This is a genomic window from Arthrobacter sp. B1805 (genome assembly GCF_002929745.1).
Lineage (GTDB): Bacteria > Actinomycetota > Actinomycetes > Actinomycetales > Micrococcaceae > Arthrobacter_D.
Genome location: NZ_PJIQ01000011.1, coordinates 60,185 through 86,063, shown reverse-complemented (window position 1 = coordinate 86,063; position 25,879 = coordinate 60,185). Strand labels below are relative to the sequence as shown.

Here is a 25,879-nt window from a genome sequence, read left to right as displayed (position 1 = left end):
AAGGAATTGGGGACGAGTGGCGCGGTTCCGCTGCGCTCCACCGCGCCACGATGGTCCTCCGCAATGTTCCGGACTGTCCGGCCGGCGCTCCTACGTCGCACCGGCCCCTCTGGTCTTTGCTGCTGTCCTTATGTTGTTGAGCGGGTGGTTCCGGGGCAGTTGTAGTGTCTTGGCTACCCAGGGGTAGTGGGTATGGCTGTTGCTGCTGTGCCGGGCGCTTGTCGTGACGGCTTCGTAGGATTGGCCGCCTGCCGTTCCCGTGATGGCCCGACCGCTGATTGAGAGACGCGACTGAAGCTCGCTGGATAAGGACACGACGGCGCGGTTATCTGCTGGGCGTTACTGGAAGCCGAGATGATTGGAGGCTGCAATGGTGCAGCTGTGGGCTGGTGTAGATGCAGGTAAGACCCATCACCACTGCGTGGTGATCGACGCGGACGGGGCTCGTTTGTACTCACAACGGATCGCGAATGATGAGAGTGCGCTGCTTGATCTCATCGCGGATGTCGCGAGTCTGGCCGGCGGCCTGGGGGACGAGGTGACGTGGGCGACGGACTTAAACCATGGGGGAGCGGCGTTACTGATCGCCTTGCTCGCTGCTCATGACCAGCGCCTGCTCTACATCCCGGGGCGCACAGTCCATCACGCGTCCAAGACCTACCGCGGTGACGGGAAAACCGATGCGAAGGACGCGCTGGTGATCGCTGATCAAGCGCGTATGCGCAGGGATCTACAGCCATTACGGGCAGGCGATGAAGTAAGCGTGGATCTGCGGATCCTGACCTCCCGCCGAGCCGATAAAGCAATCGATCGGGTACGGGCCATCAACCGGCTAAGGGCTCAGCTGCTGGAGTACTTCCCCGCACTCGAGCAGGCCTTCGATTACAGCCGGTCCAAAGCAGCATTGATGCTCTTGACCCGGTACCGGACACCGGAGGCACTGCGCCGGGCCGGTGAATCCCGGGTGCATGCATGGTTGAAGAAGCAGGGAGCTCGCAGCAGTGCCCGGGTGGCGGAGAAAGCCATCGCCGCGGCGAAGTCCCAATACACCGTGGTGCCGGCGCAAAGGGTGGGGGAGATGATGGCCGCAACCCTCGCCCAGGACGTCCTCGATCTCGAACATGAACTTGCGGATTTGGATGCGCTCATCAGTACACGAGTTTTCGACCACCGGCACACCAGCATCCTGTTGAGCATGCCAGGCTTCGGCCCTGTCCTGAGCGCGGAGTTCCTCGGCGCCACGGGTGGGGACATGACAGCCTTCGACGGCGCTGACCGCCTCGCAAGTGTCGCAGGCCTGGCACCGGTGCCCAGGGACTCCGGAAGAATTTCCGGTAACAACCACCGGCCCAGACGTTACGATCGCCGGCTCCTGCGCGTCTTTTACCTCGCAGCCATGTCCAGTCTGAAAAGCAATCCACCGTCCAGGACGTACTACGACCGCAAACGCGCCGAAGGGAAATCACACACGCAAGCCATCATCTGTTTGGCACGGCGCCGGCTGAATGTCCTCTGGGCCATGCTTCGGGATGAGACACCTTATGTATCCGCTGCCGTATCTGCGTTACCTCGGGCTGCATGAACCCAGGACGTCTCCCTGCGATTGATGTTGCAGATTACTGGCTGACTGTGGCGAAGACGAGGGAGTCCTCCCACGTTCCGCGGATGAGCCTGTCGTGGGGCCGGAGTCCCTCCAGCGTCATACCGATCTTTTCCAGAACTCTTGCCGAGGCGAGATTGGTCGGTCGGCAGGTGGCTTCGATTCTTGGAAGTTTCAGTACCTCCTGTCCATAAGACAGCAGGCTGGCGGCAGCCTCGGTGGCGTATCCCTTCCCCCAGTAACGGGTGCCAACGACATAACCGAGATGACCGTGATGGTGCTCGTCCACAGTGAGTCCAACGGAGCCTACCGGTGCCTCATCGGTAGGGGTGATGGTAAGAGTGAAGTCTGTTCGGGGTACCGCCTCCTGAGAGATCACACATGCTTCGAGAAAGCTGCGGGTGTCGTCTTCGGTATTCGGTCCCCAATCCACGTATTCGGCGATCTCCGGATCAGAGGCGAAGGAGTGGACGGCAGCGAAGTCCTCGAGAGTGTACTCACGAAGCACCAGTTGCTCAGTACGTAGTTCCATTCTTCAAGGATGGTTCATGCTCAAGGCCGAACATCACGCTTTGACCGATCAGCTACCTCCAATATCGGGTTCTCGGGTCTGCTGCACGGATAGGTGACATCTGATCTGGCTTGCCGGAAGGCGAGCCTGGAAGGATGTTGCTGTGCCTAAGCCTTACCCCGAGGAATTTCGTGATGATGTCGTGCGCGTCGCGAGGAACCGTGAACCCGGAGTGACGATCGAGCAGATCGCTCGAGATTTCGGTGTTCATCCGATGACCCTGACGAAGTGGCTACGCAACGCCGAGACCGACGATGCCGCTACGCCTGGTCAGGGTCGCAGCGAGACGTTGGAAAATCGTGAACTGCGCAAGCGCGTCCGGCTGTTGGAGCAGGAGAACGAAGTCCTGCGGCGGGCTGCAGCGTATTTGTCGCAGGCGAACCTGCCGGGAAAAGGCTCTACCCGCTCGTGAGTGAGCTCGCCGCCGACGGGGTGCCCGTGACGGTGACGTGTCGGGTCCTTAAGCTCTCCCGCCAGCCCTACTACCGGTGGCTGGTCGAGCCCATCACCGAGAGCGAGGTCGTCGAGGCATACCGGGCGAACGCACTGTTCAACGCTCACTCGGATGACCCCGAGTTCGGCCACCGCCTGCTGGCAGACGAGGCCCGCGACGCTGGTGAGGCAATGGCTGACCGGACCGCGTGGCGGATCTGCGCCGTCAATGGGTGGTGGAGCTCGTTCGGAAAGAAGCGCGGAAGAAACGGGAAGAAGCCGGGCCCGCCGGTCCACGACGACCTCTGCACGATCACCGACGAAAAGGGCCGCGTCCGGCACGAGTTCACCGCTGAGAAGCCTAACCAGTTGTGGCTGACGGACATCACGGAACACAAAACCGCAGAAGGAAAGCTGTACCTCTGCGCAATCAAAGACGTGTTCTCGAACCGGATCGTCGGCTACTCCATCGACTCGAGGATGAAATCCCGGTTGGCCGTCAACGCGCTGGAAAATGCTGTCGCTCGTCGTGGTGATATCGCCGGCTGCGTCGTCCATAGCGATCGAGGCTCGCAATTTCGGAGCCGGAAGTTCCTGCGTACTCTCACCCGTCACCGGATGGCCGGCTCGATGGGAAGAGTCGCGTCCTGCGGCGACAACGCTGCGATGGAGAGCTTCTTCAGTCTGCTGCAGAAGAACGTCCTCGACCGACGATCCTGGACCACCCGGGAGCAACTGCGCATCGCGATCGTGACCTGGATCGAGAGGACTTACCACCGGCGCCGACGCCAAGCTCGGCTCGGCCGATTGACGCCCATCGAGTTCGAGACCATCATGAACACGCCAGCCGCCCTGGCTGCGTGATTAGAAACTGTCACCTATCCGTGCAGCAGACCCCTCCTCATCACCCCACACGCACCCCACCATGTTTCGACACCTTTCACACCGTTGACAACATCATTGAGACTCCTTCGGATTGTGCGCCCCCGCTCCACAGCGTCAATCGCTATGCGACGTCGCGCCCAGGCAATCTGTTCGGCGCTCCTTCGTCGCTTATCTCCTCCCGCATTCCCTCAGCACTCCGCCCTTCGGGTTGAGCACTGTTCCGTCGGGGACGAGCGAGCGAGCTCGCCAGCAGGCAAAACAACGGGGGATAGGGCCGCACCACCACCGTCTCGACGTACTCACCTAGGGGGAGGGTTCTCATGACACTCACGCTGTACATCAAACCGGCCAACTGTTTCGCGTGCGACAAGACCAAGCAGAAGTTCACCGAAGCCGGCATCGAGTTCACCACCGTCGACATCACCACCAATGAGCAGGCCCTGGCCTACATCTCAGAGGAGCTCGGCTACAGCCAAGCGCCAGTTTGTCTCTACGAAAGGGACGGTACGGAGGATCACTGGTCCGGCCTCAACCCACCCAAGATCGCCCACGTCATCGCCCTCGAGACTGGGAGTGACAGCTGAACGGCGGCATGCTACATCTGTAGGAAAAAAGAAATGTAGAAATGTATAAATCGCGTTCTGTAGTGAAGGAAGGCAGGGAACCCCACGTGTAAGTCCGATCTGAGTTCGCTCACTATTGAGTACGTCTTGTTCGGTCTTCTAGCGATTGCCCTCATCATCACTGGAGGTGTTCTGCTGGTATTGGTCGACGGGGTGGGTTGGCCGGAGTGGGTTGCGATCGCGTCAGGGGTGCTCATCCTCGCGTTCTTGCGTGTGGCATGGAACAACGATGGGCCCTAACTCGTCAGCTACATACGGGCAGGATTTTGTAGAAAAGTAGGAATCTATAACTCTCGAAACACGGAACGACGGGGAGGTGAGCTTGGCGTCAGTGGGCCGACTTACCCTTACCCTACGTACTTCCACATTGACGACCAGCAGTCAGCCGCATGAGCCGCCTAGTAGGAAAGAGAACCCCGTGACCAGCAACTCTGAGGCGCAAGCACTCACGAACGAGCATCACTGCGGACTGAGGTCATGGGCGAAAGGCATCTACACGATCGAGGCAGCAACCGAGCTGCTGATCCGCGCCCACGAGGGCCGCTTCGCCAGGTCGGGACAGCCATGGATCGGTATGGGCAGCCGCTGGCCCTACGTTGATTTCGAAGTAATCGAGGACAACCTGGAAGGACTTTCCGGCGGCGAACGCCGGTTCATGCTGCTGGTCGCGTCCCTCGGCGACGGGGGAGCGCTGGTCGACCTCGGCGACATCATCCCGGGCCTGGACCGTGACGTGCTGGCCCTCGTGCTCGCCGCGATCGCGCACGCCGGCGGAAGCCACGAACACTCAGGGTTCGAGTTCACCGAGGACGGCACCCCAACCTCCATCGTCCGCCTCGCCCGACTCTATGACTGGCCCAACGCCAACATCATCTGACCCGTTGCGCGGCACACCCGCCGCCGACAAGCGGTACTCGAGGGCAGCGGGAAGTCCTGCCCAGGGTGCGCGGTAGGTCGAGTACGACGGACACCCCGGACAGGACTCCACTACAGAGCGTAGAACACCACTCTGACACCATCACGGGCAGCGGTTGGTGGAGGCTGACAGACTGACTGGATGCCTGCAACTCGCCCCGACAATGACCACGTGGCCGAGTGCGTGGAATGCGGCAGGACAGCTCCGCTGACGCTCACCGGGGACGGGACCCCGAAGGATTGGGCGTACATCGCGGACGCGGGACTGACATTCTGCCCGCTGCACCGGCCGCGGATGCCCGAGGGCTGGCAGGACGTCATCAGGATCTACAAGAAGGGCGAGCTCGACAAGCTCGCTGGCGACCGAAAACCACCGCCTACCGGCGCGTTCGAGGACGAATAGAGGAAGGCCCCGGGGAGGCTGCGTGGATGGGGGATAAACACGCAGACGACCGGGGCCTTCACCGATAGTTCTACTGGGTGAGAGCGCTCCCCACATAGCCGAAACAGAGGCATGACCGGCGTCAACGAAAAGGGCGGTAGGGGAGGGCTCACCACCGTCTACTACATGCTGTTCCTCACCGAGAATCTCCAGCCGATGCCACGACCGGACATCCCGCTCGGCTACGACCTTGTGCCGGTCCAGTCAGACACCTTCACCAAGGTGCAGGACTAAACGCCGGTGTGCCAACATCTCCCGGTAACGGATTTGATCGATGCCTCTGAACTGGATTGCGGTCGCGTAGCCGCTACGATGATTTGGTGATCACGCGTGAAATCGTCCAGGACAGTCGTTTCAACCGGGGTGCGTCGTTGCCCTATAGCCTTCGTCAAATTGACTTCCACTCAGCCATGCAGGATGTCTATGACTTCTTCTACGATGTGAACCAGCACCTACGGGATAAGGGCCTTCCCCGTCTTGATGACATGCTCCGTCCCGCAAATCTATCGGGCACCCTCTCTGACATGCTTACCGAGTCGTTGGCGAAGCATTCGCGAACGCTGACGGTCAACGCGTATCACAATGGTCACCCCGACCTCTTGGTTGAAGGGCGATACCCGGACAACAAAATCAAGTCTGGCGAGCACGGGGTAGAGATCAAGTCCACTCGTAAGCGAGGTGGGGCCGTAGACACTCATGGTGGCCGTAAGCAGTGGATGTGCGTCTTTGTGTACGAAGTCGACAACATCACCGAACCGGCTGACATGCGGCGTCCCTTGAGGATCCGCGAGGTCTACCTCGGTCAAGTGGAACCGGATGACTTCCGGAGGAACGAGCGAGGAGACCTCGGTACAAGAACCTCCACACTAGACCGCGACGGGATCGCGAAGCTTAGGCGCAGCTGGGTCTACATGCACACTGACTAACGCTTGTAAGCCGCCAACCGAGGGATAGCTTTGGAGGCAAGCTCGACGTACATCGGATCGAGTTCTACGCCAATGCTTGAGTAGCCGACTGCTTCCGCTGCCGCGAGTGTGGAGCCGGACCCTGCAAAAGGATCAAGAATCGTTCCTTCGCCTAACGGCAACATTCCGCGAACTACCTGTCGAAGGAAGTCCTGCGGTTTCAGCGACGGGTGATTGGCCAATTCCTTTTCCTGCTTACGAGTCGGCGCTGACTTAATCACATCTCCGAAGGGCAACTCATCAGAAATCCGCCGGAGCCCGCCAGTCTTCCACTTCCTGAGATTTGCGGCAACGGTCCCTTCTATTGGTTTGCGGAACAATACCCACGGTTCCCACTGGGAACGGGGCATCACTGAGACGCCCGGAAACTCATCATGGGCATTTTTCGGCCGGTCACCACCGCGCATGGTCATCACCTGGCGGACAATCTCTCCACGCCGCTCTAAACCAGCTTTGCCCATAGAGTACGACACGAGGTGAGACACCAATGGGTTCGCAGCAATCAGGACGTGAGCGCCGGGCACCAGGCAAGGGACAAGTGCCTCACCGAGGTTGCGGAAAAAGATCTCTAGGTGCTCAAGGTCGGCGTCGGACAAGGTCGTGAAACGAGGGAGCGGAGCGCGCGTGTGCCCGTCAAAGGAAGGCGGTATTCTCCACACGCCTCCCTTGCCAACCCGCAGCTTGGTTTGCTCCTTCTGCGTGTACTCCACCAGTCCGTACGGCGGATCAGTCACGACTCCATGGATGCTGTTGGGTTTCCAACTGCGAAGCCAGTCCAGCGAATCAGCGTTGTATAACGCTGCTGAACCATAGGTGAACGCGGCAACTGCCCTTTCGTCTGAGGCTGACTCAGCGGCGACGGTGTTCACTTCTTTGGTGTCAGCGTGTAGTGGCCGCGACCTGTGCGCTGGAACAAATTGGGCGTGTTGTTGCCAAGGTACGAACGGATGGACGAGGCCGGGACGGAGCCACCGAGGCGAGAGTTCGCTTCCGCATGGATGTCCGTCCAATGGGCGCCCTCGCTGCCCTTCGATCGAAGAGTTTCAAGTATCGAGTCCCTGACCGCACCTGGCTGCTGCTTCATGATTGTGTCCTCCCGTTAGGACGTCTAGACGTCAGAACAAGACTACTACGAAACACGCATGCAGCTAGAGAGCAGATACGATGCCCGGATGCCCTCGAGCTGCCATGCAACGGACCAACCTCCGAGCCATCAATCAATCGCGAGGGTTGTAGAGGGACGCGAGGGCTCAAGTGGGCCCCACCCAAAGGAGGCACACCCGGACGCAGGAAAACTGTCCTACGTGAGGGTAACTAGAGAGAGCTCCCTAGTGTCGGGAAAGTACTTCAACCCGACGGCAACTTTCACCGGATGATCCTGTTCACGATGCAGCTCTAGAACGATACCGAACTGTACTGTCTCATCCACATTGTGCTGCAGCCGATAGATATAGCCGTTGCTTAGCTCCGCTCGGATGACCGCCGCCAGGTCCTCTCGTGACAGCTCGTCGAGGCCGGCGATCCGAAGGAGCCCGTCCTTACAATCGCGGAGGTATCCGTACTTTCCCTCGTCGAGGAGAACCTCAAAACCGTTCAGGGCGAGAGGGTTCTCGGAGATAGCGTTGAGCGAGACGAGAACATCGTCGCGGTATTCGGGGTAGACCTTCGACGGTATTTTGTAGCCGAGCAATGGTGAGAAAAGCTGCGAGTTGACGCTAACGACGGTGTAGTTGTTCTCCTTGAAGGGGTAGCCAATTTCATTTTCGGAGCTAACCCAAGGATCGTCGGAGCCGTGGTCGACAAGAACGGTGTGCTTGTGCTTTAGGAACCGAGTTGCGACCATCGTTCCCGCCACGGTTCGAAAGTCGGAGGTGTACGTGCAAGGGACGTATCCCAGGTACATTTCTTCGGACTGCAAAGCCGCGTGTATCTCATCGCGCTGCCCCGCTGAGACGTTACTGAGGTAGACACAGTAGATGAACTGTCGTCCCCACTCGTCGGTTGAGGGATTCGAATTGAAGCCTGCAACTAATGCCAGTTGCTTCGTTTTCTCAGGAGGCAAGCCAATGTCGCCCGCGAGTACGCTGAGCGTGGACTTCCTGTTGAGAAGGGGTATCAGTACTTCAGCTACTGCATGCCCATACATGCCGTTGGACACGTGTTCAATGTTGAACAGCAGCGCCATCTCGTGTCGGTCGCCGGTGGTGGGAACCAGAGCAGGGCTGAGTGCGTCGTACGAGATGCCCACTGCAGACAGTTCGTTGACGAGCGTCTCGTGGTGGGCTCGGATGAAGTGTCCGAACTGCGTAGGGTTCATCTGGAAGTAGTTCCGTGTGGATGTCAGTCCCATGTCGGATCGGGCGTTTAGTGTCAGTATCGAGGCCATAAGTTAACACTATGCGCGGAACCTGAGAGTTGGAGTAGGAGGGGAGAGCTATGTACGGCCGAAGTGATGAGGCGTGGGACCAGCTCGTTCAGGCCGGGCATGTGTTCCTGCTGGAGCGTGCCAAGCTGAACCGACCGACCACGTACACCGAACTCAACGCTGTACTGCATCGCCGCACAGAACTTCGAGAGTTTGATTTCAACCAAGCAGACGAGCGAGCTGCGATGGGACATCTCCTCGGTCGAATCGTAGCGCTCGATCGAGAACAGTTCCCCAAACAGATGATTTCTGCTCTTGTCATCTATCTCAATGAGAACGACGCTGGTTCGGGCTTCTACCAGCTTGCCCAGAGTCTAGATCTCCTCGAACACAGGCCCAGTGCTAAGCGCAAAGAGAGTTTTTGGTTAGAACAACTAGAGCTGCTCAAGAATCGATAGATCTCACTCTTCTTCACATTCGGCCTAGTCATCAGATGCAGATTGCGGGGAGCGTTGCACTTCGAGCCGTGTGTGATGCCCGTGCTCGCACTCATAGGTTCGAAATTCTGTTGCGTGAGAAGGCTGCTCAGTGAGCGGTCCTGAGGGGTCACCAGCCCCGAAAGTCCTCATTCGCGGCTCAGTCTTCACGACGTAGCCGGGAAGGCCGCATGTGTTGCAGTTGACCTCGTTCTTCATAGCGAAAGTGTAGATGAGCAGCGGATCAACTGTGTGCTCGTGGTGGTCCTGGTGCAGAACTAGCTTGCCGACCTTGAACGACCGTTGGAGGATCGGTTGATAACCCCGCTGAAGCCCACGGTATCGCTCAACAGGAGCGGACGGCCTTAGTGACCTCGTTGTCCATTGCTGCTGAGCTACCCAATTCAACGGCGGGCGGAGTACACGCCGAAGCGGCGTGTACCGTCGTCACCACAGCTTCGAATACGCCAGCTGTAGCCGTTGGGTAACATCGACCCCCGTGTGCTGTGCCGCGGCCATCCTCACTCTCCATTTGTCGGACTTATGAGGACGTGCCAGGGCAGTTGCTTCCGTCTGTGACAACTCTCGAGCCCAGTTGATAGCGAAGCTGTCTCGGTTGACAGAGACGACCACGGCAGCGTCGAAATCGAGGTCATGAAAAGCCCAATGGCGCAGATCGCCGTGGGGCAGTGAACGTGCCTTGACCTGAAGTCGACGCCCGTCGCCGGCGATGATGTCGACGGATTTTGTCCCGACTCCAGTTAGCGTCCCGCTGTAGCTCGTCGCCACGGTTCGTTCCATGAGCTCTCCGGCTAGGGATGAACTAGTGCGGCTATAGCCTCTTTTCGAGATCTCGGCGTCGACGGCCGCCCGTAGTGTGAGGAGATCCCGGAGAGGCAGTGCACCCAGATCGACGTTGAGCATGCGTTCAGCTCTGGCTTTGTGCGGTGTACTCCGGGCAGAACGTGACAACGCCGACGGCCTCGATCGTTAGGCCCTCCACGATGGTGAACGAGGTTCCGGGTTTGGGGCTAATCCGCTCTAAGACTTCGTCCTCCGTGCCTCCGCGGCCGTAAATTGCGCAGATATCAAGTGCCATGTCGACCATCGTGCCGATGTCCCGGTATCCAAGATCCGACTCTTTCTCCACAGCGAGGGCGAGGAACGCCTCACCGACATCGGGGTCTAGTCCGCGATATGGGTCCTTCACAGTGTCCAAGTAGGAGGTCGGCTTTGGAGACGAGCTCACAGTCGGTCGGGCTACCGCGGTAGGCGAAGCAGACTCAGCAGAAGACGCCGTGGGCTCAGCTGTGTCCACAGAAGGCTCCGTGCTGCCCTGGCTGCACCCGGTGAGTAGCAGGCTGGCGAGCAGCACAACAGCCAGTTTTTTCAAGACGCCCCCAAATCGTGTGATTTCGCCGATCCTAACGCCGAGTTGGGCCCTCCCCGGACAGGACACCCGCAACTTCGTGGAATGCCTCGCGGCGTCGCGCGTCGCGTGCATGGCGCACTGCCGGATCCGGATGTCGAAGGGCGGTCCGCCCAGGATGGTACGACTCGACCGCCACGTACCGCCCGGCGATCTCGGGGTGCTCCTTGCTGAACCGCTTCCAGAGCAACTGGGCCTCGCGGCCCTGCAAGAGCACCACCTTAAGATCCGGCAGGAGACCGACCAGCCGACGCAACGGATCGATGCCCTCGGTGACCTGGCGGCTACTGAGTCCCGAGCTTTGGTCGTGTCGGTACCAGGGGTAGGCGTTCCACGGCGTGATGTTCTTCGGAGTTAGGCCCGCGTTCTCGAGTAGCTCACATTGCAGGGCCGCCGTGACGTCATCGTTCTCGACGCTCAGCATGCCCGAACCCCGGGCCTCACTCGTCATCGAACCGGGGTCGCGGAGCACGCTCAGCACGGGTGCTTCGGCGCCACCGTGGTTAGGCGCGACGTAGGGCACCCAGCCGCGGCCCGTCGGCGGCTCGTCCTCCCGGAGATCCTCGACGAGCGAGTTGATGGTCGTGATGAACGGCAGGTGGATACCCTGTTTCATCGACTCACGGAACTCGGAATCCTTCATCTTCCTAGTCATGCGTGTGACCCTATCCGGCAGTCTTGCCAGCCGGCGGAACGTGTGTCAGCGACACGTTCCGTCGGGAAGGCGTGGTTGACTCCCTCCAAACATTCGGCCGGCGCGCGGTGGCACGGCAAGTGCGGGTGCCGCAAAATCTAGCTGGTTCATGCCAGTTGAGCCCTTAATCCGCTTACTACTTCGATGGACTTTCGTAGCGCCAGATTGCGCGGTCGAGGTTCCTGGGTTCCACAGAAAGTTCCGCGGCTGCGAGCTGAAGGAGCTGTCGTGTTTGATCAGGTCCGGGTGCTTTGGCTTCCCCAAGCGCTCGGGCAAGGTAGCGCTGGATCATGACATCGGGTTTCGTTTCAGTGCCGACCCCTGCGTTCATGATCAGGTAGGACCAGGCGAGGTCGCCAAAGCCTTTGACTGAAAGCCATGCCTTCTCTACGGCGGCGTTCCCATCGGCTACGGCAGTCCGGAGGTGCTCGGTCGTCGTCACTGCAGTGTCCAGGGCTGCGAAGAGGGACAAACCCTCGTAAATGCCTTCTGGCCGGACGCGGTTCGAGCCTGCCAGTGGTCGTTTGTTGCGCAGGATGTTGGTTGCGAAATCTATGGGACCGCCAGCGCTGTCCATGGCTTCAATCAGATCGGGGCCACTGTCAGTGTCTGCCGTCGGACGGAAAGCTCGGTACTGGGCAATGACATTGCTTGCAGCGGCCGAGTTCCCGTTCAAGGAGTACGCCGAGTTCAGTGCGCAAAGCGCAAGAGAGTCACGAAACTCAACCGGGGCACTCCAGCCGGAAGGATCACCGAGATCCTCAGTAATGGACTTCACAAGAAGATCTAAGTCAGTCATCTCCGGATAGTATCTGGCACCTCCTACAGCGTTTGGAACCTCGTGCACAAAGGACGGCGGTCTCAACTGGTCAACGCACCGCCCACAGTTTCTATGCAACGACGCTGCTTTGCCGAGCTGCCGCTTCTATGCTCCTAGATCCTCACCGAGGTGGCGGTAGATCGTGCCGCGCGAGACGCCGAAGGTCTCTGCAATCTGCTGCACGGTGTAAGTCTTTTCCTCATACATCGCCCGTGCCTGCCGAATCTTTGTTGGGCTCATCTTGATCCGGCCACCTCCCTTACGGCCGCGGGCCCTAGCCGCTGCAAGGCCATCTTTCGTTCGTTCGACGATGAGGTCGTGTTCGAACTCGGCGATCGCCGCGAGCATGTGGAAGAACAACCTGCCCCCGGGCGTGGTGGTATCGATGCCTTGGGAGAGGGCCTTCAAGCCGACACCTCGCTTCTCGAGCCCGTCGACTACTTCTTTGAGGTTCCGTACTGATCGGCCGAGGCGGTCGAGTTTCGTGACGACGAGGGTGTCGCCGGCACGCAGGTAGTCGAGTGCGTCTTCGAGGGCAGGCCGCTTGGCGAGCACACCGGAGGCGTGCTCAATGAAAACCTTCTCGCACCCAGCGGCCTCGAGCGCATCGGTTTGTCCGTCAAGATTTTGATCCCGGGTCGAAACACGTGCGTACCCAACAGCTGTCATACCGCAAATGTACCGTGAACGTACCTGACAGTACTTAGCTCTCGGACACGAGCCATGAGACACAACACGCCGTCTTGGATCTTCTGGCCGTTGAGTGTCTTATGGACGGTCGTATAGAACACAGAGCAGCCTGCTCGGCGCCTGTCCCAGCAAATCCAGCTCGGCAGCGCGAATCACGCTGGTGACGCCCTAGTTCCAGATGATGAGCAGTAGCTAGTTGCTACCCTTGCGAGCTGTGCGATGAGGTGGACAGCACGCCATGGGTTCGAATCGTCGGGTTCGGATTCTTGAAGTTCGGCGTAAGTGGGACATCGTCATTAAGAGTTCTTGCTGCCCGCTCAGCGGACCCTGTCCACGATGGCCGATAGGACCGGTTCGAGGGCGGCGCGAATAGCCTTGGGCATGGTGTCGGACTCGAGGTGGGTGTGGGCGCGCGCGGCGTACTCCTTGGCGAGGTCGGCGGAGTAGTCCTTGGCTCCGCTGTCGATGAGGATGTGCCGGACGTAGTCGGCCTCGGCCGCGGACATGCCGGGACTGCCGATGAGCGACGAGATGCTTTCCCATTCCGGACGTGAGGAGACGTAGGACAGCAGGGTCGTGCGTTTGCCCTCCCGCAGGTCGCCCCAGTTCGTCTTGCCCGTGCGTGTCTCGTTGCCGAAGATACCCAGGAGGTCGTCGGTGATCTGGTAGGCGATCCCGGCGTTCCGTCCGAACTCACCCAGCAGCATGACCACTTGCTCCTCGGCACCCGCGAGGACGGCGCCGGCCTGGAGCGGCCCCTCGAAGGAGTACACGGAGGTCTTGAGCCGGGCCATCTGCACGATGTCCTCGAGCGGCGGCATCGATACATCGAGGGAAGTTTCGATGTCGAGGAACTCTCCTGCCGTCGAGGCGAAGACCGCCTCGTCCAGGATCTCGCCGAGCCTTTTCCGCACAGCAGTCGGAGCCTCGACGCGTTCGAGCAGCCGGTAGGCATTGGACAGGGCGAGGTCGCCGGCGATGACACCGGCGGAGAAGCCGATGTGCCTGGCTTCGTCCGGGGACATGCCCGCGGATTCGGCGATGCTGCGGTAGCGCCCCGAGACGTTGGGTATGCCCCGGCGGACGAAATCCCGATCGATGACGTCGTCGTGCACGATCAGCGCGGTGTGCAGCAGTTCGAACGCGGCGCCGACTTCCGCAGCGTTGTCGAGGTCGCGGCCACCGAGCATCCGGTAGGCGGACATGACGAGACGGGGCCTGAAGCGCTTTCCTCCGGCGGTGCAGCGCTCGAGGGTCTCCCAGAGGCCGTGGTAGCCGGGGCCGATCCTGGCGGCACGGTTCTTCGACTCCTCGAAGAACCGCTCGAGTGCGCCCTCGACCTGGTCGAGCCCTACGGTCTCGACCTGCAAAGTGTCCAGGTCCATGTCCATGTCCATAACTTCGCGCCTACCTTCCCCTGGGGGTGAGGTCAAAAAGCCTTCCGGCTCTCGATCACACTAGTTCCCGGGAAGCATTACAAGCGAGGCCCCGTGTTCTCGCACTTTTTGATCGCAGCGGGGGGTGTCTCGCGAACGATCGTTCGTGTGGCAGGTCTTTAGGAGTAGACGGGGATCACTTCCAAGGGATGCGGAATGTGTGCAAGGTGATTGCGTGGCGAGGATGCCTGGTGGAAGGGATGGGCACTGGTGGGCCGGGTGTGACCGGCCCACCGGTGGTCCTGACAGCGGCGCCCTGGTGAGGTTGTAGTTGCCCCTGCGGGTTACAGCGTGGCGAGCAGTTGCTGCATCTGATCGATCTCAGCCTGCTGGGTCTCGACGATCGTTTCAGCGAGTTCGACCGCGTCCGGGTTCTGCCCGTTGTCGACCTCGTCCTGCGCCATATCGATGGCCCCCTCGTGGTGGGCGGTCATGGACTCCAAGAACATGCGCGATGCTTCCACGCCCTCGGCGTTCTCGAGTGCGGCCATCTGGTCCTCGCTCATCATCCCGTCCATGCCTTCCATGCCTTCCATGCCTTCCATGTCGCCCGAGCCGCCCATGTCTCCCATGTCTCCCATGTCGTTGCCTTCCATGCCGCCTTCGGGTTCCATGGGCTCACCCCACACCTCGAGCCAACCGGTCATGGTCTCGATCTCGGGGCCCTGGGCGTCCTTGATCGTGGTTGCGAGGTCGGTGACCTGCGGGTCGACGCCGTCCTTGGCGAGGATCATCTCGCTCATTTCCACGGCCTGCTGGTGGTGCGGGATCATCATCCGCGCGAACATGACATCCGTGTCATTGTGGCCGGCCATCGCCTCATCAGAGGCACCCGACGAAGCACCAGCACTGGCCTCAGTGCCGGCCTCGGTGCTGGGTTCGGTTGTTGCTGTGGGGGTGGCCGCGGCGGAGCTTTCTTGGCCCATGTCCATGTCCTCCATCTCTCCGCCGGAGGACGAACCGCAGGCGGACAGGGTGATCAGGGCGGCAACGGACAGGGATGCTACGGAAAGGGAACGCTTCATAGTGGTCAAAATCCTTCGATACTCAGAGGGGACAAACGATCAACCCCAGGTGCCATCGACCAGAACGGTGACGGCGTCGACGTAGGGGATGTGGCCGAGCCCATGTGAGGGCGCGGCATGGCTATGAGCCAGGACCCGTCACCCGTTACAGCAAGGGTGGGTGTGGGCCGCGTATCCTATGTCCGGCTGATGCAGAGGTGAGTCAGTGAAGGAGCAGGCGCGGGTCGGGACACTCGGGCCAGGGCCGGGGGGCCGCGACGGACGACGGTCGAGAGGAGGGCCCGGCCGGCTGAAATGAGCAGCCTTGTAATGCCGGCGCCGATCATCGCCAGCACACATATCCCGAGCATCACTTCGTCGGCGCAGTCCCCACCGCACCCGGTGAGCATCCCGCCGTCCACGGACGCAGCCGAGGTCGCACTCGGCACAGCGGCCAGGGACACGTCCACTACGGCAGCATGGACAGCGGCGACCAAGGTCACCGCCCCTACCGCTATCCGGTCAAGACGACCATCATGGGTATGCGCGGGGCTATCCGCTGCATGTGCGGCAGCGCTATCCGCTGCTGTGGTGGCGGCTGTGACCGCACTGGCGGTGGTGGGGGTGGTGAGGTGGTGGGACGTCGAACCGTGTCCCCCCATCCACACATGCATCGCGAGGATCCCGACGATGATGGCCGTCAGCCCAGTGAACGTCAGAAGGAACGGCACGAAGGAGGGGTGCGCTGATTGGAGCGAGAAAGTGCGTGCGAAGGGGTTCTTGGTCACTGTCTCAGCTCCTTCGCCTGGTTTTCCTGATCCAACGTTTCCGTTCCAGGGTAGCTAGAGGCCGGTACCTGCAGGGAACCTCGCGATCCTGTCCTTCGATGTTCGTGTCACAGGGACAACGAATCCGTGCCGCTCGGAGTTCACTAAAGCGCCTGACTTTATCTTGTGGTTGAGACTGCTATTTATCGGGGACAGGTTGCACCCGCTGGCAGGGTGGGTTGCCGCAGATGCTTTTTCTCACTGATAATGAGCATCAGGTGCAGATGTACTGCCCGGGGTGGGTCATCTACTTGTGGGCGGGCGGAGCCTGAAGGATGAGGTTCCAAGTTGTCCATCTGTGGTTGAGCCATGGTGGTTGTGGTCTGCTGTTGGAGGACTGCTTGTTCCTGATGTGGAACGCCCGGTACAGTGGGCGTTGCAACGGGCAGTAGCCCCGCGAAGTTAGCCTGGCAGTCTTCCGGATGGTATGACGAGCCAGGCTCGCGCATTTAAAGCCTGCGCACCTGACCGATGAGCGGTTCTGCCTCGGTTCTCCATGACCCTCCTTTCTGGAAGCACCACGCGACGGCGTCCGCGATCCATAGCAGGGGTTCCTCGGTGCGGCGCATGTGTCTGTATTCCAGTGTGGTGTTGCCGCGGGTTTTCAGCTCAGCGTGGATGATCCGCCGGTCGGCTGCTGCGAGGGAGTCGTCCTGCTCGAGTACGAGGCGTTCTGCCTCGGCGTCACACAGGTCCTGGATTAGGGCTCCCAGGCAGGCCGGCCGGGCAACCTTGTCGGGTTGACCATCAACGATATAGACGACGGTCTTCACGCCAGTGCTGGCCGCGCCTCTGAGAAACGCACGTCTGGTTGAGTCCCTCTCGCTGTTGAAGTGCACGGAGGAGCTGCCCTTGTGCCGCAGGCCCCTGATCGCTGAGCGTGTGGCGGTGACGTCCGTCGGCGAGATGACCGCGGCCGCAATGTAGTAGCTGCCTGCTTTGGACTCATCCACGAAGACGTGGGAGCGGCGAGGCAGGTCCAAAGGCATGGATCGACCCTACCCGGCGCCCGAACTCACTTCGGCGACGTACACCATACCTACACAGGGATGGGTTGGAGGGCGGCGGAGCAAGGGGAGGGGCGAGATATGGGTGCGAATCGGCCTGTCCTTCTGATTGTCGCGGAGGATAATCAAGCGGCTTGTTGTGCAACCACCAGCTTTAACTGCGTCTGATCCAGAACACGTTCAAGCTTGCCTCCAAGTAGCACTGGGACGTCATCAAATTCGCGATCAAAACCGAGGGCTGGGGCGTGCAGTCAGCCACGAAGGAATCCCGTCACGGACGGCGCGGCAAACCCAGATCACGAGCGTAGCCGTTGTCAGGGCAAGGATGAGGACCTTCAGCGGGTAACGCAGAAGAGTTTGGATGACGAGAGCGGGCACGGCCAGCTCAATGGGCAGCGCGTTGGCGACGTTTGCGACAGTAAGCTGCACCTTTCCGGGTTCGGGCAGATACCTGCAGGACTCGCATCGGAGTGAGGCAGCTGTAGAGCCGGTGGAGAGTGTCACGGCTCCACTGTGCGGTGACCGTTTCAGCAGCGTTGCTACACCGTTCCGGGACAACGATCTTCAGTGGCGGTGGCTGACATCAGGATGGCCGATATTAGGGAATCGCCCGGTCTCAGGATGGGGCCGGTGTGACCGATGGCGTATGCGGGTACCGGTCCTCGGTGTGCGCTCCTTTACGCTTCGGGGGGCGTCCTTCGATCAGGAGATACAGCGAGGGTACGAGGATCAGCGTCAGCAGCGTTGAGGAGAACAGGCCACCAATGACGACGATCGCGAGGTCCTGGGAGATAAAGCCGCTTGAACCGGTCACACCGAGTGCCATTGGAGTGAGCGCGAAGATGGTTGCTAGCGCGGTCATGACGATGGGCCTCAGGCGTTGTCGGGCTCCGTCGGACACGGCGGACTGTACGTCCATGCCCTGCTTGCGGTACTGGTTGATGAGGTCGATCAGCACGATTGCGTTGGTGACGACGATGCCGATGAGCATCAGCATGCCGATCAGTGCAGAGATACCCAGTGGGCGTCCTGTTACGAGGAGCAGAATGATCGCCCCGGTTGCCGCGAAGGGAATGGAGACCAACAGGATCAGTGGCTGCCGCAGGGATCGGAGGGTGCCGACCAGCAGCAGGAAGATGATCGCCACGGCCACCAGCATCGCGATGCCGAGTTGCTGGAACGACTCGGTCTGGGTTTCAGCGAGTCCACCTATTTCGGCGCGCGCACCTTCTGGAAGCTGCAGTTGAGCCAGTGAGTCCTCCACAGCGGTGGACACGGCGCCGAGCTCACCTTCTGCGGGGGCGATGGAGATGGTTGTTACCTGTTCGCCGCTGTCCCGGATGATTTGGGCGGGAACAATCACCTCCTCGACGGTGGCGATGTCGGTCAGGGGGGTGAGACCTTCTGCTGTGGGCAAGGGCAGCTGGCGCAGCTCGTCCACGTCAGCTGGCGGGGTCGCTGAATCGATGTAGATGCTGATGTCCTTCTCATCGAGAGTGACGGACCCGACGGCTTGCGGTGACAGGGCATTGCCGACGATCCCAAGGACCTGCACTTCAGTCAGACCCCGGGTCAGCGCAGCTACCCGGTCAACGGTCACTTGCAGGATCGGCTGCGCGGGAGTGGCGTTCGTGGCGACGTCGGTGGCTTCCGGTGTGTTCTGCAGGGCCGAATAGACCGCATCGGCGGCTTCTGCCAGCGTTGCCTCATCCTGGGCGGTGACCTGAACATCGACGGTGCCGCCCAGGCCGCCGGGGGCAGATGCGGTGGTGAGAGCGATCTCGCCGGCATCGTCAATGCCGGCGACGGCGGCGCGCACATCTTCTTGCACGACGGCCTGATCAGCATCGGGAGAAGTGTTGACGATGAAGCTCGCCGTGACCCCACCGGCGCCCGTGAGTGCCAGTAGGCCTCCGGAGTTTCCGGCGGTGACCAGGACGTCCTGCACGCCGTCGATGTCAGCCAGAACGTCTTCGACCTTTTCCGCGCCTACGACAACGGATTCGAGGTCGGTGCCGTCAGGGAAGGTTTGTGTGAGGGACAGGCTGTTCTGCCCGGTGCTTCCAAGAAAGTCGACCTTCAGCAGTGGCACCAGTCCGACAGTGAGTACGAGCAGCAATACCGAGGCTGTCAGCGTGATGATGGGATGGCGCTGCGTGGAACCCAGTACCGGAACATAGACGCGCTGAAGCCAGCCGCGGCGTTCCTTGTCCTCGGCGGCCTCGCGGGTGGCATCCGTGCTCCCAAGGACCTGTGGCTGCTTGAGGAACCAGTACGACAGGACCGGCACGATGGTTAGGGCGACGAGCAGAGACGACAACATGGCGATGGTGACTGTCAGCGCGAAGGGAGCGAACAACTCACCCACGAGCCCACCGACCAAGGCAATCGGCAGGAACACGGCGACGGTGGTAAGTGTCGATGACGTGATGGCTCCTGCGACCTCGCGGACACCAATGAGGATCGCTTTTTGCTTCTCCTCACCGTAGGACAGGTGACGTTTGATGTTCTCGATCACCACGATGGAGTCGTCGACCACCCGGCCGATTGCGATGGTCAAAGCACCCAGGGTCAGCATGTTCAGCGAGTACCCGCCGAGATTCAGACCAATGAACGTCACCAGCACCGACAGTGGAATCGAGATCGCGGTCACAAGGGTGGAACGTACCGAGAGCAGGAAGACCAGGATGACGATGATCGCGAACACCAACCCTAGGAGTCCCTCCACGGCGAGGTGCTCGATGGACTCCTCAATAAAGGGTGCCTGATCAAAAATGACGGTGAGGTCGATGTCGCCGAGTTCTCCACGAAGCCCATCCAGGGCTTCATTGATGGCGTGGGACACGCCGACGATGTCAGCGTCCTGGCTCCCCGTGATCAGAATCGACAGTGCTTCGGCGCCGTTTGCGCGGGTGATGGACGTTTGCTCCTCAGCGACCAACGACACCTCGGCGATGTCGGATAGTGAAACGACGGTCCCCGGCCGGGTTGTTGACGCAAGCGGAATCTGTCCGAGCGTCTCCAGCGCCATGATGTTCTCGCCACCCTGAACCGGGCGCAGGGTGCCGTCATCACTGATGCTGCCAAGGGGCAGCGTGACCCCGTTTGCCTCGAGAGCGTCCGTGATTGCGGTCGGCGTAATGCCGTCGGTAGCAAGGTCGGCAGCATCAGGAGTGATCACGACCCGCTGTGTTTCAGCTCCGGAGACCGCCGCCGAGCCGACGCCCTCGATTCTTTCGATCTCGGGCACGACCGCCTCTTCGATGGTCGTCGTCAGTTCTGGCAGACCGACCCCGTCACTACCGGCAGTGATGAACATGATCGGCAACGACGCAGTCGACAAACTCACCACCTGGGGATCCGCCCCCTCCGGAAGTGTGCCGTCGAGGGTAGCGATCGCGTCCTCGACCAACCGCTTGGAGTCAGCTGCCGCCGTGCCGAAGGTGAAGGACACCGAGATGCTTGACAGCCCGCTGGAACTCGTCGAGATCACCGAATCAACGCCCTCGACACCGGAAAGGGCGGTGGATAGGGGAACCCCTACGCGCTGATCGATGACTTCCGGGCTTGCTCCCGGCACCGGAGTGATGATTTGCGACTGCGGGACCTCGATGGAGGGAATCAGTTCCTGCTTCAACTGAGTCATCGAGAACACTCCGAAGGCGGCTATCACGATCGTGATCAGAGCAACGAGTGCACGGTTGGCAAGGCTGATGTCGGCCAGACGGAACATGTTGTCCCTTTCACAAGTGATTGTTAGCGCGACACAAAGCTTAGCATGTAGCTAACCATCAATTTGGGTGGATGAGGCCGTAGCGTGGAGTGATGATGACTGATCAGGCAGGGGAGCGCGAACGTCTTCTTCAGGAAATCGTCGAGGTACGAAACACTTTTGAGACGTCCTCTCTGCGTGCTTTCCTCGAGCCCCTGCTCACCCTCGACCTGACGATCCAGCAGCTGCGCGTGTTGGCGATTCTTGTGGCCGAGGTGGGAGCGACAACCGGGCAGAGTCTGTCGAGAATGCTCGGCGTTTCGTTGGCGACGGTGTCCGGGATCGTTGATCGTCTTGAAGCCCATGGGATGCTCGAGAGGGTCCTTGACCACGAAGATCAGCGTGTCCGGCGATTGCTTGCCACCACGCTCGGTAGAAAAACCGTTCAGCACCTCCTGATGGCGCAGTCACAGTTGAATGTTGCTCCGCTGGAGCTCCTCGATATTGAGGACCTTCGCGCCCTTGCCCAAGGACTGAAAGCCGTTGTGCGGGTCAACGCAGATCTTGCCGACCCGACCGTCTAGCAGCCGGGCTTTCCTCCTCGACCCTTCTACTCTCACTCGACCGGTATTGGGAGCCGTCCGGTGATCGGAGAAGCGCACAGACAGGAACGCTGCGGAACATGACAGATACTCGGCAGAATCACGGGGACCACTATCAATGGGGTCGGCGGCTTGCTGGGCTGATTGAGTTCGCGGCCGAGCACGGCGTGTATTATCCACTTCTACGTGTTCGGCCCACGGGCGTGGAGGCTTTCCGCGGACATGAATGTCGGCGGTGATGACAGGAGTCCGGATGCGATTGGCTAAGGAACGCGTCGAATTGCGCAAGGTTGTGCGCCGGGTAACAGCAGGCGACATGGTTCCTGAGGGCGAGGTTGCCTCATGACGTCTTGGACTCCGTCTGACGCTCCCGATCAGACCGGTCGCACGGTTCTCGTGACCGGGGCGAACTCCGGCCTCGGGATGCAGACGACGCTGGCCCTGGCCCGCAAGGGTGCCCGAGTCCTTATGGCGTGTCGCGATACCGCCCGTGGTCAGGCTGCGCTGCGGCGAGTCGAGACCGAGGTTCCGGGCGCCACCGTGGAGCTCGTTGCCCTGGACCTGGCTGCGCTGAGTTCAGTGGAGGCGGCTGCCGGACAGGTGCAGGAACGCGCCGCGGTCCTGGACCTGTTGGTCGATAATGCTGGCGTCATGGCGACACCGCGGCGTGTCACGGCGGACGGCTTCGAGATGCAATTGGGCACCAATCATCTGGGGCACTTCGCCCTGACCGGTCATCTGTTGCCGCTGCTGCTCGCGGCACCCGTTCCTCGGGTCGTGGTCGTTTCCAGTGGAGCGCACCGGATCGGCGCGATGCGCTTCGAGGACCTGCAGTCTGAGCGCTCGTACTCTCGGTGGGGCGCATACGGCCAGAGCAAGCTGGCGAATCTGTTGTTCGCCCGGGAGCTGGGGCGCCGTTACCCGGCGCTGTGTGTCGCCGCAGCGCATCCTGGTTACGCCGCCACCCACTTGCAGAACGGACATGGCTCATCACTGCTGGCCGGTGTGATGAAGATCGGCAACGCTGTTCTGGCGCAGAGCGACGAGGCCGGCGCCCTTCCCTCGATCTATGCCGCCACAATGCCGGACGTGCGCACCGGTGACTACTGGGGACCAGGCCTGTTCGAGCTGCGCGGCGCCCCGAAAAGGGTCGAGCGATCTGCGTCGGCATCTGATGACGCGGCGGCGCGGAGGCTGTGGGAGGAGTCGGAGCGGCTCACCGGGGTGGTCTACCCCGCCGCTGGCTGAATTTGCTCAACCTCTTCCCCGACCCTGCCGGCCGAGGAAACGTCGAACCGGACCGGCGCACAATCGGTTGTTTGCGGGCCGTTATTGATCCGCAGGTGGATCCCACCGCTTGCCACACGCCGCTGGTTTTCTCTGGCAGCCGAAGGTGGCGTTGAACGCTCACTGATCCGCCCTCGTCGTCGGGGCTGTCGGGAGGCCGGCGCTGATGCGTTCCTCATAAGGTCGTTTTGAATTCGGCAGGAGCACTGATTATGGAGATCACCTGGTCTCACCGGGCAATTGCGTCGTCCTGGACAGCAGGGACGGTGGCATTTCCTCCGATCATGACCAGGTGTTTGTGCCGGAGTGGGTGCATATCCGGGTTCCGCGTCAGGGCGACAACTCGATGGCCGCGTTCCAGTGCTTGCTGAACTATTTTCTTGCCCGAGGGCCTGTTGGCTTCGAGGACCAGCACCCGGGACAACGGTGACCTGCTGGTGCTCTCGTCGCCGCGGGTGCCGGTCCTGGTGTCATAGCTGCACGGTTTTGTTGGTGATGGGGTCGTTGTCGGGATTCTTCGTCACCGCGGCGCGCAGAGTCCCGAGGGCGAATCCAACGGTGCTGCTGGGTCCTTCCCAGTACTCCGCGGAGTCGGCGTGGATCTTGATCAAGGTGATGCCCTCAGTGTCCACTCCGTCCGGGAACCACGCCTTCAGGGTCGGGGTGTAGAGCTCTTCGGCTTTGTGCCGGTCATGAACAATCTCTGCGCGGCCCGTGATCGAAGTCCATGAACTGTTCTTGTCGTTGGAGAACGACACGTTGACCGCGGGGTTCACCTTGACCTGCGCGACCTTCGCGGATTGTTCGTAGGCGAAGAACCACAGGTCGCCGTCGAACTCTGCTTCCTGCAGGCCCATCGGCCGGCTGACGTGCTGCCCGTCGACTGTCATCGTGGTCAGCATCGCCACTTTCGCGTCGCTCACCAGTTCGGCGATGTGCTTGCTGTCCTTGGTCGTCGTATCAGTCATGAGAACCTTCCCGAGTAGGAGAACAGAATCCATCACGAAAGGAACAGGATTCTGTAAGGGAGGCTAGCAGCGGGGATGCGGTAAGAGGAGTGGGTGTTGTGGACGATGATCGAGGGTTGACAGCCCAGGAGCTGGATCAGATTCTGACGTGGAGCATCGTGCGTGTGGCGCGCTCTATGGGTCAGCGCTTGTCCGAACGCCTCGCAGCCCATGGGTTCAATCCCATCCATTTTCGGGGTCCTTGCGTACCTGGCGATTGCCCCGAAGATGACGCAGGCTGATCTGGCACGGTCGGTGCTGGTGCGTCCGCAAAGCATCGCACCGCTGCTCGACGGGCTCGAGGAGCGTGGGTTGATCCGCCGCATGGGTGACCGGGCCCGCGGACGCAGGAACCCGGTACAGATCACCGATAGCGGCAGGGGAGCACTCACGACCGTGTGGGACATTGCTCTGACCACCAACGACCTCAGTGACGCAGGACTCACAGGTATGAAAGCACGGAACTCAATCGGCTTCTCCTGAAAATCATCCACAACACCAGCAGCACCAAGCTCGACGGCTTCTATGGATAAACCCACCCCACCCACCCCGCCCAGCGCTCCCACGACCTCCCGACACTGCACGGTTCCACGCGGAATATCGATATGGCGGTGCTGCTCAGAATGAAAGGGACTGTGCGGTAGCGCACCGATCCGCCGAAGGACAGCATGCTGACGGATATCTAGGGTGGAGACGTGGCCGCGGAGTCGCGTCGCTACTTCATTGGATTCAGGTTCGTTGTACATCGGTTCTGGATCAACACCAGAAGGACAGATGCGATGACGGAGATCGTCGCTCATCACTGTCTGTTCAAGAACACCACCTGCACGTGGATGACACCGGTGGGGACGGGCGTCCCGCGGTCCTTATCCATGGGAGGCCCCTATCCGGGAAAGCGTTCAAGAACCAGGTCCCCGCGCTGCAGGATGCCTGGTGATCACCGATGAACCAGGCATGGCTCGCACGCACATCCTGGGGCGTCGTGGAACTGCTCGAGCACGTTGCCCCGGGACAGGAACGCACTGGCCATGCGGGTCAGCATGCGACCCGAACAGGTCACCTTTCAGGGCCGGTTGTACGAATGTTAGAAAATCGGTGCCCATCTCTTTGCAGAAGCTATCCGAATCACGGTAAGCACACTGATAAGTTGTGTGCGTCTCACTCGCACAGCAAAGGACTCACCTGATGAAGAACACCATGCGACTGCTCGCAGTCCCGACCCTCGCCCTGGGCGCCCTGGCCCTGTCCGGCGGATCCGCCATGGCAGCTGACGCTTCCTACTCCTCGACCCTGGGCCAGCTCAACGGCACCACGGGCACCGGCACGATCACCGTCGACGTCACCGGCGACACCGCGATGGTGAACCTGCAGGTTTCCGGCCTCGCCGAGACCTTCATGGACGGACCGTACCCGCACGTCCAGCACGTCCACGGCGGAGCGTTGGGCCAGTGCCCAACCCCGGCCAAGGACGCCAACAGTGACGGCATCGTCAGCGTCACCGAAGCTGCGGATCTCTACGGCGCCATTCAGACCACGCTGACCACCAGCGGTGCCACCACCCCGGCCGAGGGCCTGAACCTTGAGCTCGGCGGCCAGGGCGGCACATACAGTGTCCAGCGCGAGATCACCCTCGACGCCGCTACCAAGGCATCGCTGGAGTCCGGTACCGCAGTCGTCGTCGTCCACGGCCTGGACCCCGCCACCGCTGGCGTGTCCGAGGAAGTCTTCAACTCGCCCAGCGACCTGAACCCGGACCTCCCGCTCGGCGCCACCTCGCCGGCACTGTGCGGCACGCTGACCGCCACCCAGATGGGCGCCATGCCCGAAGGCGGAGCCGACACCGGTGTCGCCCAGGAAACCGGCAGCACCAACGCCGGCATGATCGCCCTCGGTGGCGGCCTCGTCCTCGCCGCAGCAGCCGGCGGTACCTATATGGTCCGCCGCACGGCCACTAAGGCCTGAGTAGGTCCCCAAAGGGCTAGACTGCGACACCGAGTCTGATCCTGGAAGTACTACCGCGGACGCCGCTCACCTTTATGGGGTGGGCGGCGTTCGTGCGTTGACCGCGCTGCGGCGGTTCGGACGGTTGT

The 25,879-nt window shown here is 61.0% G+C and carries 27 protein-coding genes and 1 pseudogene; 13 read left to right on the top strand and 15 right to left on the bottom strand.

Annotated features, from left to right (window positions below; all coding sequences use genetic code 11):
* Positions 1-370 precede the first annotated feature (370 nt).
* On the top strand, positions 371-1,582 hold the full coding sequence (locus tag CXQ96_RS12965) for an IS110 family transposase (RefSeq protein WP_104118438.1): 1,212 nt from the start codon (positions 371-373) through the stop codon (positions 1,580-1,582).
* 34 nt (positions 1,583-1,616) lie between these two features.
* Here the strand turns inward: CXQ96_RS12965 and CXQ96_RS12960 are convergent, their stop codons facing one another.
* On the bottom strand, positions 1,617-2,132 hold the full coding sequence (locus CXQ96_RS12960; protein WP_104118437.1) for a GNAT family N-acetyltransferase: 516 nt from the start codon (positions 2,130-2,132) through the stop codon (positions 1,617-1,619).
* 142 nt (positions 2,133-2,274) lie between these two features.
* On the opposite strand from CXQ96_RS12960, the gene CXQ96_RS12955 reads away from it, so the two are divergent.
* The 6 genes from CXQ96_RS12955 to CXQ96_RS12935 all read left to right on the top strand — a co-directional run bounded on the left by CXQ96_RS12955 (position 2,275) and on the right by CXQ96_RS12935 (position 6,394).
* Positions 2,275-3,467 (top strand): IS3 family transposase gene (locus CXQ96_RS12955; RefSeq protein ID WP_104118436.1). Its coding sequence is split into 2 segments (ribosomal slippage): positions 2,275-2,559 and positions 2,562-3,467, totalling 1,191 coding nucleotides; the frame shifts between segments, so codons are not numbered across the junction.
* Positions 3,468-3,808: 341 nt separating this feature from the next.
* Positions 3,809-4,072 (top strand): glutaredoxin family protein, encoded by a 264-nt coding sequence (locus CXQ96_RS12950; RefSeq protein ID WP_104118435.1) that lies wholly within the window; start codon positions 3,809-3,811, stop codon positions 4,070-4,072.
* A gap of 457 nt (positions 4,073-4,529) precedes the next feature.
* Entirely contained in the window at positions 4,530-4,988 is a 459-nt protein-coding gene (locus CXQ96_RS12945) for a hypothetical protein (protein ID WP_258059114.1), read from the top strand.
* 180 nt (positions 4,989-5,168) lie between these two features.
* Positions 5,169-5,429, top strand: coding sequence for a hypothetical protein (locus CXQ96_RS12940; protein WP_146070897.1), 261 nt, complete (start codon positions 5,169-5,171; stop codon positions 5,427-5,429).
* A gap of 111 nt (positions 5,430-5,540) precedes the next feature.
* Entirely contained in the window at positions 5,541-5,702 is a 162-nt protein-coding gene (locus CXQ96_RS18460) for a hypothetical protein (protein WP_181036462.1), read from the top strand.
* Positions 5,703-5,788: 86 nt separating this feature from the next.
* The gene (locus CXQ96_RS12935) at positions 5,789-6,394 is read left to right on the top strand and encodes a hypothetical protein (RefSeq protein ID WP_104118433.1); all 606 of its coding nucleotides are present in this window, start codon (positions 5,789-5,791) and stop codon (positions 6,392-6,394) included.
* On the opposite strand, the gene CXQ96_RS12930 is transcribed toward CXQ96_RS12935, so the two are convergent.
* The 3 genes from CXQ96_RS12930 to CXQ96_RS12925 form a co-directional block, all read right to left on the bottom strand.
* On the bottom strand, positions 6,391-7,302 hold the full coding sequence (locus CXQ96_RS12930) for a DNA methyltransferase (protein ID WP_104118432.1): 912 nt from the start codon (positions 7,300-7,302) through the stop codon (positions 6,391-6,393). The two genes, CXQ96_RS12935 and CXQ96_RS12930, sit on opposite strands and share 4 nt — an antisense overlap.
* Positions 7,299-7,517, bottom strand: a complete 219-nt coding sequence (locus CXQ96_RS18125) for a hypothetical protein (RefSeq protein WP_146070896.1) — start codon at positions 7,515-7,517, stop codon at positions 7,299-7,301. Before CXQ96_RS18125 ends, CXQ96_RS12930 begins: the two co-directional genes overlap by 4 nt.
* Before the next feature lie 216 nt (positions 7,518-7,733).
* Positions 7,734-8,819 carry a hypothetical protein gene (locus CXQ96_RS12925; protein WP_146070895.1) on the bottom strand — a complete coding sequence of 362 codons (1,086 nt, stop codon included), beginning with the start codon at positions 8,817-8,819 and terminating at the stop codon, positions 7,734-7,736.
* A gap of 50 nt (positions 8,820-8,869) precedes the next feature.
* Between CXQ96_RS12925 and CXQ96_RS12920 the strand changes: the two genes are divergently transcribed.
* On the top strand, positions 8,870-9,256 hold the full coding sequence (locus CXQ96_RS12920) for a hypothetical protein (RefSeq protein WP_181036461.1): 387 nt from the start codon (positions 8,870-8,872) through the stop codon (positions 9,254-9,256).
* Between the two features lie 465 nt (positions 9,257-9,721).
* Here CXQ96_RS12920 and CXQ96_RS12915 read toward each other — a convergent pair whose 3' ends face one another.
* The 10 genes from CXQ96_RS12915 to CXQ96_RS12865 form a co-directional block, all read right to left on the bottom strand.
* The gene (locus CXQ96_RS12915; RefSeq protein ID WP_104118430.1) at positions 9,722-10,198 is read right to left on the bottom strand and encodes a hypothetical protein; all 477 of its coding nucleotides are present in this window, start codon (positions 10,196-10,198) and stop codon (positions 9,722-9,724) included.
* A gap of 4 nt (positions 10,199-10,202) precedes the next feature.
* A complete protein-coding gene (locus CXQ96_RS18120; protein ID WP_146070894.1) occupies positions 10,203-10,493 on the bottom strand; it encodes a DUF732 domain-containing protein in 291 nt (96 codons plus the stop codon).
* A gap of 205 nt (positions 10,494-10,698) precedes the next feature.
* Positions 10,699-11,358 carry a uracil-DNA glycosylase gene (locus tag CXQ96_RS12905; RefSeq protein ID WP_104118428.1) on the bottom strand — a complete coding sequence of 220 codons (660 nt, stop codon included), beginning with the start codon at positions 11,356-11,358 and terminating at the stop codon, positions 10,699-10,701.
* Positions 11,359-11,533: 175 nt separating this feature from the next.
* Positions 11,534-12,196, bottom strand: coding sequence for a hypothetical protein (locus tag CXQ96_RS12900; protein WP_146070893.1), 663 nt, complete (start codon positions 12,194-12,196; stop codon positions 11,534-11,536).
* 126 nt (positions 12,197-12,322) lie between these two features.
* Positions 12,323-12,886, bottom strand: coding sequence for a recombinase family protein (locus tag CXQ96_RS12895; protein ID WP_104118426.1), 564 nt, complete (start codon positions 12,884-12,886; stop codon positions 12,323-12,325).
* Between the two features lie 338 nt (positions 12,887-13,224).
* Positions 13,225-14,292: a polyprenyl synthetase family protein gene (locus CXQ96_RS12890; protein WP_104118471.1), complete on the bottom strand. Its 1,068-nt coding sequence runs from the start codon at positions 14,290-14,292 to the stop codon at positions 13,225-13,227.
* Between the two features lie 335 nt (positions 14,293-14,627).
* On the bottom strand, positions 14,628-15,368 hold the full coding sequence (locus CXQ96_RS12885) for a DUF305 domain-containing protein (protein ID WP_104118425.1): 741 nt from the start codon (positions 15,366-15,368) through the stop codon (positions 14,628-14,630).
* A 176-nt stretch (positions 15,369-15,544) separates the two neighbouring features.
* Entirely contained in the window at positions 15,545-16,135 is a 591-nt protein-coding gene (locus CXQ96_RS12880) for a hypothetical protein (protein ID WP_104118424.1), read from the bottom strand.
* A gap of 488 nt (positions 16,136-16,623) precedes the next feature.
* Positions 16,624-17,163 (bottom strand): hypothetical protein, encoded by a 540-nt coding sequence (locus CXQ96_RS12875; protein ID WP_104118423.1) that lies wholly within the window; start codon positions 17,161-17,163, stop codon positions 16,624-16,626.
* Between the two features lie 634 nt (positions 17,164-17,797).
* Positions 17,798-20,914, bottom strand: coding sequence for an efflux RND transporter permease subunit (locus tag CXQ96_RS12865; protein WP_104118421.1), 3,117 nt, complete (start codon positions 20,912-20,914; stop codon positions 17,798-17,800).
* A 95-nt stretch (positions 20,915-21,009) separates the two neighbouring features.
* Here CXQ96_RS12865 and CXQ96_RS12860 point away from each other — a divergent pair, with 95 nt between their 5' ends.
* Together CXQ96_RS12860 and CXQ96_RS12855 are read left to right on the top strand one after the other, a co-directional pair.
* Positions 21,010-21,477 (top strand): MarR family winged helix-turn-helix transcriptional regulator, encoded by a 468-nt coding sequence (locus CXQ96_RS12860; RefSeq protein ID WP_219816146.1) that lies wholly within the window; start codon positions 21,010-21,012, stop codon positions 21,475-21,477.
* Between the two features lie 360 nt (positions 21,478-21,837).
* Complete coding sequence (locus CXQ96_RS12855) at positions 21,838-22,743, top strand: oxidoreductase (protein WP_104118419.1); 906 nt, start codon at positions 21,838-21,840, stop codon at positions 22,741-22,743.
* Positions 22,744-23,252: 509 nt separating this feature from the next.
* Here CXQ96_RS12855 and CXQ96_RS12850 read toward each other — a convergent pair.
* The gene (locus CXQ96_RS12850) at positions 23,253-23,750 is read right to left on the bottom strand and encodes a pyridoxamine 5'-phosphate oxidase family protein (RefSeq protein ID WP_104118418.1); all 498 of its coding nucleotides are present in this window, start codon (positions 23,748-23,750) and stop codon (positions 23,253-23,255) included.
* A gap of 210 nt (positions 23,751-23,960) precedes the next feature.
* Here CXQ96_RS12850 and CXQ96_RS12845 point away from each other — a divergent pair, with 210 nt between their 5' ends.
* From CXQ96_RS12845 to CXQ96_RS12835, 3 genes and pseudogenes are all read left to right on the top strand, one after another.
* Complete coding sequence (locus tag CXQ96_RS12845; RefSeq protein WP_104118417.1) at positions 23,961-24,272, top strand: MarR family winged helix-turn-helix transcriptional regulator; 312 nt, start codon at positions 23,961-23,963, stop codon at positions 24,270-24,272.
* Positions 24,273-24,568: 296 nt separating this feature from the next.
* Positions 24,569-24,731, top strand: a pseudogene (locus CXQ96_RS19010) (alpha/beta hydrolase); the annotation flags it as partial.
* 243 nt (positions 24,732-24,974) lie between these two features.
* The gene (locus CXQ96_RS12835) at positions 24,975-25,751 is read left to right on the top strand and encodes a CHRD domain-containing protein (RefSeq protein WP_104118416.1); all 777 of its coding nucleotides are present in this window, start codon (positions 24,975-24,977) and stop codon (positions 25,749-25,751) included.
* Positions 25,752-25,879 lie beyond the last annotated feature (128 nt).

Bases quoted from the DNA above. Each gene is read 5' to 3' on its own strand.
- CXQ96_RS12965 (WP_104118438.1), top strand. From the start codon at position 371: ATGGTGCAGCTGTGGGCTGGTGTAGATGCAGGTAAGACCCATCACCAC.
- CXQ96_RS12960 (WP_104118437.1), bottom strand. From the start codon at position 2,132: ATGGAACTACGTACTGAGCAACTGGTGCTTCGTGAGTACACTCTCGAG.
- CXQ96_RS12950 (WP_104118435.1), top strand. From the start codon at position 3,809: ATGACACTCACGCTGTACATCAAACCGGCCAACTGTTTCGCGTGCGAC.
- CXQ96_RS12940 (WP_146070897.1), top strand. From the start codon at position 5,169: ATGCCTGCAACTCGCCCCGACAATGACCACGTGGCCGAGTGCGTGGAA.
- CXQ96_RS18460 (WP_181036462.1), top strand. From the start codon at position 5,541: ATGACCGGCGTCAACGAAAAGGGCGGTAGGGGAGGGCTCACCACCGTC.
- CXQ96_RS18125 (WP_146070896.1), bottom strand. From the start codon at position 7,517: ATGAAGCAGCAGCCAGGTGCGGTCAGGGACTCGATACTTGAAACTCTT.
- CXQ96_RS12925 (WP_146070895.1), bottom strand. From the start codon at position 8,819: ATGGCCTCGATACTGACACTAAACGCCCGATCCGACATGGGACTGACA.
- CXQ96_RS12920 (WP_181036461.1), top strand. From the start codon at position 8,870: ATGTACGGCCGAAGTGATGAGGCGTGGGACCAGCTCGTTCAGGCCGGG.
- CXQ96_RS12915 (WP_104118430.1), bottom strand. From the start codon at position 10,198: ATGCTCAACGTCGATCTGGGTGCACTGCCTCTCCGGGATCTCCTCACA.
- CXQ96_RS12905 (WP_104118428.1), bottom strand. From the start codon at position 11,358: ATGACTAGGAAGATGAAGGATTCCGAGTTCCGTGAGTCGATGAAACAG.
- CXQ96_RS12900 (WP_146070893.1), bottom strand. From the start codon at position 12,196: ATGACTGACTTAGATCTTCTTGTGAAGTCCATTACTGAGGATCTCGGT.
- CXQ96_RS12895 (WP_104118426.1), bottom strand. From the start codon at position 12,886: ATGACAGCTGTTGGGTACGCACGTGTTTCGACCCGGGATCAAAATCTT.
- CXQ96_RS12890 (WP_104118471.1), bottom strand. From the start codon at position 14,292: ATGGACCTGGACACTTTGCAGGTCGAGACCGTAGGGCTCGACCAGGTC.
- CXQ96_RS12885 (WP_104118425.1), bottom strand. From the start codon at position 15,368: ATGAAGCGTTCCCTTTCCGTAGCATCCCTGTCCGTTGCCGCCCTGATC.
- CXQ96_RS12875 (WP_104118423.1), bottom strand. From the start codon at position 17,163: ATGCCTTTGGACCTGCCTCGCCGCTCCCACGTCTTCGTGGATGAGTCC.
- CXQ96_RS12865 (WP_104118421.1), bottom strand. From the start codon at position 20,914: ATGTTCCGTCTGGCCGACATCAGCCTTGCCAACCGTGCACTCGTTGCT.
- CXQ96_RS12860 (WP_219816146.1), top strand. From the start codon at position 21,010: ATGACTGATCAGGCAGGGGAGCGCGAACGTCTTCTTCAGGAAATCGTC.
- CXQ96_RS12855 (WP_104118419.1), top strand. From the start codon at position 21,838: ATGACGTCTTGGACTCCGTCTGACGCTCCCGATCAGACCGGTCGCACG.
- CXQ96_RS12850 (WP_104118418.1), bottom strand. From the start codon at position 23,750: ATGACTGATACGACGACCAAGGACAGCAAGCACATCGCCGAACTGGTG.
- CXQ96_RS12845 (WP_104118417.1), top strand. From the start codon at position 23,961: ATGGGTTCAATCCCATCCATTTTCGGGGTCCTTGCGTACCTGGCGATT.
- CXQ96_RS12835 (WP_104118416.1), top strand. From the start codon at position 24,975: ATGAAGAACACCATGCGACTGCTCGCAGTCCCGACCCTCGCCCTGGGC.